At 39.3% G+C, this 7,778-nt stretch carries 3 protein-coding genes and 5 pseudogenes; 2 read left to right on the top strand and 6 right to left on the bottom strand.

Features of this window, described 5'->3' with window-relative positions:
- Positions 1 to 450: 450 nt before the first annotated feature.
- From Q9R24_RS14750 to Q9R24_RS14735, 4 genes and pseudogenes are all read right to left on the bottom strand, one after another.
- Complete coding sequence (locus Q9R24_RS14750) at positions 451 to 912, bottom strand: DIP1984 family protein (protein WP_004281794.1); 462 nt, start codon at positions 910 to 912, stop codon at positions 451 to 453.
- 196 nt (positions 913 to 1,108) lie between these two features.
- Positions 1,109 to 1,473: pseudogene (locus Q9R24_RS14745) on the bottom strand (IS3 family transposase); the annotation flags it as partial.
- Positions 1,467 to 1,748 (bottom strand): annotated as a pseudogene (locus Q9R24_RS14740) (helix-turn-helix domain-containing protein); the annotation flags it as partial. The pseudogenes Q9R24_RS14740 and Q9R24_RS14745, both read right to left, overlap by 7 nt.
- 159 nt (positions 1,749 to 1,907) lie before the next feature.
- Positions 1,908 to 3,245: an ISNCY family transposase gene (locus tag Q9R24_RS14735; protein ID WP_311204768.1), complete on the bottom strand. Its 1,338-nt coding sequence runs from the start codon at positions 3,243 to 3,245 to the stop codon at positions 1,908 to 1,910.
- 250 nt (positions 3,246 to 3,495) lie between these two features.
- Between Q9R24_RS14735 and Q9R24_RS14730 the strand changes: the two are divergent.
- Positions 3,496 to 3,603, top strand: a pseudogene (locus Q9R24_RS14730) (site-specific integrase); the annotation flags it as partial.
- Between the two features lie 64 nt (positions 3,604 to 3,667).
- Positions 3,668 to 4,758: pseudogene (locus Q9R24_RS14725) on the top strand (IS3 family transposase).
- A 168-nt stretch (positions 4,759 to 4,926) separates the two neighbouring features.
- Here the strand turns inward: Q9R24_RS14725 and Q9R24_RS14720 are convergent.
- Both Q9R24_RS14720 and Q9R24_RS14715 read right to left on the bottom strand, forming a co-directional pair.
- Positions 4,927 to 7,593: an excinuclease ABC subunit UvrA gene (locus Q9R24_RS14720; protein ID WP_311215563.1), complete on the bottom strand. Its 2,667-nt coding sequence runs from the start codon at positions 7,591 to 7,593 to the stop codon at positions 4,927 to 4,929.
- 42 nt (positions 7,594 to 7,635) lie between these two features.
- A pseudogene (locus Q9R24_RS14715) lies at positions 7,636 to 7,778 on the bottom strand (IS256 family transposase); the annotation flags it as partial.

Raw genomic sequence — 7,778 nt, 5'->3', positions numbered from 1 at the left:
ATCGCCTTTTGAGTTTGAAGCAATGTACTATGATAAGATTAACCCGTTAGGTCAGGTGGCCTAACTTAAATAAAAAAGTCTCCGACGAACCCGGTACGGTTCAACTTGTGATTTGAATCTGCTGTTTTCAAAATCTGTCTTTCAGCTCGTTATGCAACAAAGCCGAACCGAATTAAAAATAGAAATGTAGTTGAGCTGGTGCTTGCTCATTTCTTTATTTTTAGTAATTGAGGTGAACATACTGTCAGTACATGGTAGTTATAAGTAACATGTAACTTTGTTCGCACAAAGATTTGAGTTATGCCAAGTGATGGATTGATTTGTACTTAAAATTTTAAGCTTATCCACTTGCTTTGCAAGCCACTACACTTTATTTACAATCCTATGTTGTGGAAGTAAGGGATCTTGTACTCGCCCAGTATGTTCAACTTGATTATATCTAAAGGACTATTAGGCATCAATCAAATCAATTTTCCAATTACTCGACTGAATCACCACATTTAAATCACGTAATTTAAGACTAATATCATCAGCTTGTTTTTGTAGTGATGAAACTGGAATAACTTTATGCCACTTTATTTCCCGCGTACTATAACGATCAGATTCACGAGATGTATTACTTATTGCTGCAGTTAGGGTTTTGTGCTGTTCTACAAATTCATCACGCAAAGTCAATAAAGCAAGTAAAGAACGACCATCATTTAATTTTGTTAAAGCATTAGTTTCATGAATTGCATAACTTAATTTTTGAAATTCTTGAATTAAAGCAAATACTTGTTTTAGTAGTTCATTTGGATCTTCAGATGGTTTATCACCATCTTGTACCAATACATTTGCATTGATACGTTGTTTTAGTGAAATAATTTTTTTTTGTTGATCACTTCGAAGTAAGAGAGCTTCTGCTAATTTCATTTTTCACCTATTAACCAATTAGAATTAAGTTTTAAGCAGCTAAGTAATTTTACAAATACTATATCCTCATTCTTTAAAAATCAAAAAAATTGATTTTTTATAATTTTCAGAGGTAGAAGTCTTATATTTTGTCATTAGTCGAAGCTCAGAATTAAGCTAAAGGCCTTTTTTCAGATGCAGAATCCTTTATCTGATCCTAGACAGTATTGTGGACATTCGATCCCTCTAAATTCTTACAATATTTTTGTTCAAAGGCTTCAGGACTTAACCAGCCATTTGCAGAATGTATTCTGATTCGATTGTAATAAATCTCGATATAGTCAAACAAGACAGCATTCGCTTCTTTTCGAGTGGCAAACACACTGCCATGGATTACATGACCTTTCAATGTATGAAAGAAGCTTTCAGTCACTGCATTGTCCCAACATGAGCAGTGTACTGCGCAAGACTGCGTGACATACTTTGAATACAGTTATTCGTCAATAATAGCGCTCTAAAAGCACGACTACAGTACTGACTGCCTTGGTCAGAATGAACCATAACTCCTGTTGAATAAGCTTTTCATGCGCCAAGGTTGGTCCGAAACCATGCAGTTGATCAGAAACAATATTGAGGCACTTGAGTCTGAGTTCTTCAGAAAGCCTGGAATTGCTGGTTTGGCCACGACCCGTATGGGCTAATGCAGCTGGACCTTGAACTTTGTATTTCTGCAGTAAGCGTCTGACCTGACATTCTGAAATATGAAGTAGAAGTAGCTGAGCAGCCTGGGATTGAGTTATGCGTTGATCGCAGATTTCCTGCAAAACCGACAATCGTTTAAGTTCTTTATCCGACATAGTGATCAGCATCTATATTTTATATCCCGTCCATGGTGATAAAAACCATCATAAACCAGACATTTTTATTGGTGAGAATATAGACACTTTAAATGGGTTCTAACAAACTGTGTTATTCCCAAGTAGAAATGTCCTACCTAATAACCAAATAGAAATGTCCTATATGGACATTTCCAAGTCAAGCACAGGATTCAGATTTCGTTGTTGAATTGCTGTTTTCTGTGCACGTCTGCTTGGCATCTTTTGAGAACGATTACGTTTGTTTTGCTGTTCCAGTTCTTCATGCTGTTGTTGAATATGCAGCAATACAGAACTTAAACGTTTATTCTCAACAATCTCTCGCTGGTTAAGCTGACTTAATTTATCGAAGATGCTGTAATTGATCTTCCGTCCTTCATGCATGATCGCTACAGTACCATCCGGATATTCTAGAAACTCAAGATATTTACCGATCAGCTTCTGATTTTCTTGGATATTCTCCAGAATATATACACATTTATCATAAGTAATGGTCAGGCTATTGGTGACTCTGCGGGGTTCACGCCAAGTAAAAATATCATCTAATTCTTCAGCTGTTTCAGTGACAGTCCGGTGGAGATCCTTAGGATTAAAGGCCATCTTGGCAAATTTACGATTAAATTGCTCAATAAAGCAGGGCAGCCAGGCATTGGCATCTGCAATCGAACTGATAGCTTCTAAGCGCATCTCCTTAATCAGACGATCCTGAAGCGTTCTATTGGCTCGTTCTACACGTCCTTTGGCCTGTGGTGAATTGGCGAAGATAATATCAATGTTTAACTCATTCAGAATCCGCCCAAATTGCGTGATCTGGCTGTCTTGCCTGGATTTCTGGTTGACTCTAAATACCGAGTGTTTATCGCTATAAAAGGCCAAGGGCTTGCCGTATTGCTCAATGTAGGCTCGGGTTGAAAGCATATAGTCAAAGGTCGTTTCAGCCTCACAAAAGCGTAGATGCAACAGCTTGCCGGTAGCATCATCGATATAAACCAGCAAACAGCATTTGGTGGCTCTTCCTTCAAACCAGTCATGATATGAGCCATCAATCTGGATCAGCTCACCGAAGCAATCACGGTTATAGCGTGGCTGGTATGGGCGTTTTAGACGTTTGGATCGCGGAATCCAAAGGTCATTTGCAGTCATCCAGCGCCGAACCGTTTCTACCGGGATATTCAGGTCAAACATGCTGCTGAGCTTCTCATGCGCCAAGGTAGGTCCAAAGCCCAGCAGATGTTCAGAAATAATGGAAAGACATTTTGATTTTAATAAATCATCATGGCGACGATGACCCGGTTGACCACGACTGGCATGTGCCATACCTGAGACACCATCTTGATTGAGCTTCTGCAATAACCGGGTAATTTGACGGGTGGAAAGATTCAGGATTTCAGCAGCACGGACCTGGGTAATACGATGATCTCTAACGTCTTGCAGAACTGCAAGACGTTGAATTTCTTTATCAGACATAGTGATCAGCATTTATATTTTATATCCAGTCCATGGTGATAAAAACCATCATAAACCAGACATTTTTATTGGTGAGAATATAGACACTTTAAATGGGTTCTAACACACTGATTTCGTATAATATTGATTATGTTAAATGAATTATACCTGATAATAACTTCATATCTTCTTTTATTAAACGAAAATTCAATAACTTAAATAATTTCAATTTCATTTGTAAAATATAATATGTTGACCTCAAGAATACTTCATAAACTTTACTATGTTTGCTTTAAAAACAATTCATTTGGAAAAGAAAGTTTCAAACGAAAATCAAATTATTCTTTTGTTTGATCTGGATTCATCATGTCCATGTTTGTACCCAGTAATCCCTCCTAAAAACAATAGGACCTAAAAGTAGAATTTTCTCTTAAAGTATAGGCAGGAGATTCTGCATGAAAACATCTAAATTTACTGACAGTCAGATCATGTCCATTTTGAAACAGGCGGAGTCTGGCACACCTGTAGCCGCCCTTTGTCGTGAACACGGTATGAGTAATGCGACCTTCTATAAATGGCGTGCCAAATATGGCGGTATGGATACATCATTAATGGCAAAACTCAAAGAACTGGAAGCAGAAAATACCAGACTTAAAAAGATGTATGCTGAAGAACGCTTAAAGGCAGAGATCATTCAGGAAGCGATGGCAATGAGCAGCACTGCTGCGCAAGGGTGAGGCCATCTTGCCGACGTAAGATGGCACAACAGGCAGTTGCCCACTATGCGATTAGCATTCGTTTGGCTTGCCGAGGATTTAGTATCAGTGAAACCTGCTACCGTTATCAATCCAAGTTAAACGATGACAATACATTAATTGCAGAACAGCTCATTGAGCTCACTGAAGAAAATACAGATTGGGGTTTTGGTCTGTGTTTCTCTTATCTACGTCATGTTGAAAACCATGTTTGGAATCATAAGCGTGTTTATCGCATTTACTGTGAGTTAGCACTGAATCTGCGCATTAAACCGAGAAGAAGACTAAAACGGCATGCACCAGAACCACTGAAAGAGCCGATCCGGGCAAATCAGGTCTGGTCACTGGATTTTATGCATGACCAGCTGATCGATAGTCGTAAGTTCCGATTGTTGAATGTGATTGATGATTACCGTCGAGAAGGTTTGACTATTGAAGCAGAATTCTCATTACCCACGATCAGGGTTATTCACACATTGAATCAGTTATTGGAATGGCGAGAAAAACCGTTAGTTATTCGGTGTGACAATGGCCCGGAGTTTATCAGTCACGAATTTGTACGCTGGGCAACTGAACAAGGTATTCGTATTGAATATATTCAACCAGGTAAACCACAGCAGAATGCGTATATTGAACGCTATAATCGGACTATACGTTATAGTTGGCTGAGCAAACATTTATTTGATACTTTGGATGAAGTACAAGATTATGCAACAAACTGGCTGTGGCATTACAACCATAAAAGACCACACCAAGCAAACAAAGGAAGGCCACCTCTAATGGCTGCTTAACCTCTACTTTTAACTTCAGTTATTTATGAGAGGATTACCGTTTGTGCAACAAAGCCCTTAGTTGAAAAAAACTTTTAGATTTCATGCTCACACACCACCTAAAACAAAAAATATCTGATTGATTTTACAGGCTTTTAATTTAAGGATTTATTCTACCCACTCGCAATATCAACGTTTAGTATCACGACTCACTAACTCATTAACTAAATATGGAGCAGTACGGCTATCTTGATTTTCTGTTATTTGTTTTGGTGTTCCTGCCACAACAATATTCCCACCAGCATTTCCAGCACCTGGTCCCACATCAATCACCCAATCTGCTTGTGCAACGGCACGCATATCATGCTCAATCATAACCACGGTATTACCCGCATCGACTAATCGCTGCAATTGAACTAACAATCGATCTACATCTGATGGATGCAAACCTGTAGTTGGCTCATCAAGTATATACAGTGTATTTCCACGCTGATTGCGTTGCAGCTCGGTCGCCAATTTAATACGTTGCGCTTCTCCACCAGATAGTTCAGTCGCTGGTTGCCCTAAACGTAAATAACCAAGGCCAATTTCCTTTAATAATTGTAGTGAACGAGCAATCGAGACCTCTCCATCAAAAAAATCACGTGCTTCATTGACGGTCATTCCTAATACTTCAGCAATATTACGTCCATTCCAGCGAATTTTCAGAGTGTCATCATTATATCGAGCACCATGACATGTCGGACAAGGGGCATATACACTTGGCATAAACAATAACTCTACACTGACAAAGCCTTCACCTTCACAAGTTTCACATCGCCCTTTAGCCACATTAAACGAAAAACGTCCAGCATCATAATGAGCTTGGCGAGCTTCAGGAGTCCCAGCAAATAACTTTCTAACATGATCAAATAAACCCGTATAAGTTGCCAGATTAGAACGTGGAGTACGGCCAATTGGTTTTTGATCAACCTGTACCAGACGCTGTATAGCCTCCACATCACCAGCCAGAGAACCCTGTGTAACCTCGTTAACCAACATTCCTTCATTTAAAGGATTATTTTCATTATTGTTTTCAGTTTCAGACTCATTGCCTAAATATGAAAGTACTAACTCGGGTAAAGCTTGAGAAACGAGACTAGATTTACCTGAACCTGAAATACCTGTAACTGCTGTAAGTACACCAAGAGGTATACGAGCATCAATATTATGCAGGTTATGTCGGTAAATATTGTTAAGTTCAAGCCAACCAGAGGGTGTACGTCCATAACTTTGAGTAACTGGGATTTTATTAAATAAATAACTTGCAGTACGTGAAGCTGAAATCTCACTTAAACCCTGAGGTACTCCACTATATAAAATATTACCACCTTGCTCTCCTGCATCTGGTCCAACATCCACTAACCATTGAGCACGACGCATGAGCTCTAAATCATGCTCTACAACAAATACGGAGTTTCCAGCGTCTCTTAATTTATCGAGAGAATCATATAATGACTGACTATCTGAAGGATGTAATCCAGCAGACGGTTCATCCAGTACATAAACTACACCAAATAGCATAGAACTTAATTGTGTTGCTAAACGCAAACGTTGTAACTCTCCCGCTGAAAGAGTCGGTGTGGCTCTATCTAATGTTAGATAACCAAGACCTAACTGGCGTAATTGATTTAAACGCCCCACCACACCATTTGCTAAACGCTGGGCAGCAATTTTCTTTTCATCTGAAAGTGCTGACGTACGTCTTACATCTGGAGATACAGAATGCACTGCTCTACCTGTTGTTGCTCGTTCAGATCTATCAAGTTGGGTTACTTTATTATTAGTCTTTTCTCCAGCATCATGAGCGTCGAAATTGCCAAGAACAATGGGCTCAAGCAGGCAAGTTAACTTATCCAAAGAAAGTTGCATAAACTCACCAATATCTACTCCAGCAAAGGTAATAGATAAGGCTTCTGGTTTAAGGCGTTTACCATGACAGGAAGGGCATATTTTTCCTTCCATAAAACGTGAAACACGTTTTTTCATCAACGTACTTTGGGTATTAGCAAAAGTATGAAGGACATAGCGACGAGCACCAGTGAAAGTGCCCATATAGCTGGGTTCTAGTTTACGTTTAAGTGCAGATTGAGTCTCAGCGGGGCTTAAACCAGCATAGACAGGAACTGTTGGGGTTTCTTCAGTAAATAAAATCCAGTCTCTATCCGATTGCGGTAAATCTTTCCATGGTCGATCAACATCATACCCTAGGGTTACTAGGATATCGCGTAAGTTTTGCCCGTGCCAAGCAGGTGGCCATGATGCGATAGCTCTCTCACGAATACTGAGTGTTGGGTCAGGAACCATTGTCGATTCTGTAACTTCATAAATGTGACCTAAACCATGACAGGTAGGACAAGCACCTTGAGGAGTGTTCGGTGAAAAGTCCTCGGCATATAACATTGGCTGATCGGCAGGATATGCACCAGCACGCGAATAAATCATTCGCACGAGATTTGATAAAGTTGTTACACTTCCAACAGAAGAACGGGTATTACTTACACCACGTTGTTGTTGCAATGCTACTGCTGGTGGTAGACCATCAATAGCATCAACATCTGGTACTCCGGCCTGATCTATTAAGCGTCTTGCATAAGGTGCAACAGATTCGAAATATCTTCTTTGTGCTTCAGCAAAAATAGTTCCAAAAGCAAGTGATGATTTTCCTGAACCCGATACACCTGAGAAAACAACAAGTGCATTTCTTGGGATAGAAACATCTACATCCTTAAGGTTATGCTCACGTGCACCTCGAACTTCAATACAATTATTAGATAAAGTAATGTTATTGTGTTCACCAAAAGAATGTATTTTCATGTTTCTACGAGCCTGTAAATTATTTTGTGTAAGTCTCATTTTTTATAAATGATCTTTTAATCGATCATCGAACTGAATCGTAAACCAATTCATTGCTAAACGCCAATTTTGAGTTGGCATGGTCCATTTTTTAGCAGCATTTGAAGTTGCTAAATAAATGACCCTTTTCACTGAATCATCAGAAG

This window comes from Acinetobacter sp. RRD8, from assembly GCF_031844225.1.
Lineage (GTDB): Bacteria > Pseudomonadota > Gammaproteobacteria > Pseudomonadales > Moraxellaceae > Acinetobacter.
Note: the sequence above shows the minus strand (reverse complement) of the source record. Positions and strands in the feature narration are given on the sequence as shown.

Coding starts and splice junctions, on each gene's coding strand:
- Q9R24_RS14735 (WP_311204768.1), bottom strand. CDS start 3,245: ATGCTGATCACTATGTCTGATAAAGAAATTCAACGTCTTGCAGTTCTG.
- Q9R24_RS14750 (WP_004281794.1), bottom strand. CDS start 912: ATGAAATTAGCAGAAGCTCTCTTACTTCGAAGTGATCAACAAAAAAAA.
- Q9R24_RS14720 (WP_311215563.1), bottom strand. CDS start 7,593: ATGAAAATACATTCTTTTGGTGAACACAATAACATTACTTTATCTAAT.